General features: G+C 42.9%; 2 protein-coding genes. Both read left to right on the top strand.

The window, feature by feature from the left end:
• Window positions 1-25: 25 nt before the first annotated feature.
• Window positions 26-634, top strand: coding sequence for an adenylyl-sulfate kinase (cysC, locus tag ACTF5U_RS12440; protein ID WP_438971949.1), 609 nt, complete (start codon window positions 26-28; stop codon window positions 632-634).
• Window positions 635-637: 3 nt separating this feature from the next.
• A partial coding sequence (locus ACTF5U_RS12435) for a DHH family phosphoesterase (RefSeq protein ID WP_438971948.1) occupies window positions 638-1,523 on the top strand: 886 nt, incomplete at its 3' end.

The raw sequence follows: 1,523 nt of genomic DNA, 5'->3' as shown, positions 1-1,523 counted from the left end.
CAAATAAATTTATCAAGGCAAATTCATGGCACAGGATGATAGAAATACTGTCTGGCATGCACACAACATCGATAAGTTCTCTCGGGCTGCACAAAAGCGTCAGACACCGAGTATTCTCTGGTTTACTGGCCTCAGTGCTTCAGGTAAATCTACAATTGCAAATGCTGTTGAACAAAAGCTATACGAACTTAAACACCACACATACCTTTTAGATGGTGACAATGTTCGTCATGGCTTGAATAAAGATCTGGGTTTTAGTGACGCTGCCCGGGTGGAAAACATCCGCCGGATTGGAGAAACGGCGAAGTTATTCGCCGATGCCGGATTAATTGTTTTGAGCGCTTTTATTTCACCATTTCGTGCAGATAGGCAGATGGTCCGAGACTTAGTGGAAGACGGTGAATTTATCGAAATTTATATGTCGACACCGCTCAGTGTGTGTGAAAAGCGTGACCCTAAAGGCTTATATAAAAAAGCACGTTCAGGTGAAATAACGAACTTTACGGGTATTGATTCAACTTACGAACCGCCTGAATCTCCTGAGATTATCGTAAATACAGCTGAATGCGATATTGCTGCGTGTGCAGATCAAGTGATCGCTTACCTGAAACAACACCACATTATTCACGAGTAAGCCATGGCCGTTATTGATGTATTCAATGGTGATGCAGATGGCATTTGCTCGCTTGTTCAGCTTCGCTTGGCTAAGCCGCAAGACTCCGTTCTGGTAACAGGGATTAAACGGGATATCAATTTATTACGTCAGGTCGAGGTTGAAGTTGACGATCAGGTGACTGTTCTTGATATCTCGATGCAGAAAAATCATGATGATTTAAACCGACTGTTAAAGGCTGGAGCGAAAGTCTTCTATGCTGATCATCATAATCCGGGTGAAAAAATAGAGCACCCTAATTTATCGGCCCATGTCGATGTAACACCTTCTGTATGTACCGCTTTAATTGTTGATCGCTATTTGAGAGGGGCATACCACCTGTGGGCGATTACAGCCGCATTTGGAGATAATCTTACGTCAGTTGCACAAACACTTGCATCAAAAGCGGGTCTTGATGCGCAGCAAGTTTCCTTACTGCAAGATCTCGGCATTTACCTTAATTACAATGGTTATGGTGCGAACCTGGATGATCTGTTTTTTCATCCTGCCGATTTATACAGAGAATGCGTTGAATTTCGCTCACCATTCGATTTTATCGAACAAAAAAGCCATGTTTTTGAAACATTGCAGTCTGGCTATAAAGCAGACATTTCATCAGCAGAATCTGAAAAAGCCTTTCATCAAACAGCCTCTTTATCAGCCGTGATTTTACCCGATAAAACGTGGGCTCGAAGAGTAAGTGGCGTCTTCAGTAATCAATTGAGTAACCAAAATCCTGATCGCGCTCATCTAATTCTCACTAATAAACAAGACGGTAATTACCTTGTTAGTATACGGGCACCTCTTAGTCGACTTGAGGGTGCCGATGAGGTCGCTGCTATGTTTAAAACTGGCGGTGGGAGGAAAGGTG

Origin of the sequence: Methylophaga sp., assembly GCF_965655755.1 — a bacterium.
GTDB lineage: Bacteria > Pseudomonadota > Gammaproteobacteria > Nitrosococcales > Methylophagaceae > Methylophaga.
Note: the sequence above shows the minus strand (reverse complement) of the source record. Positions and strands in the feature narration are given on the sequence as shown.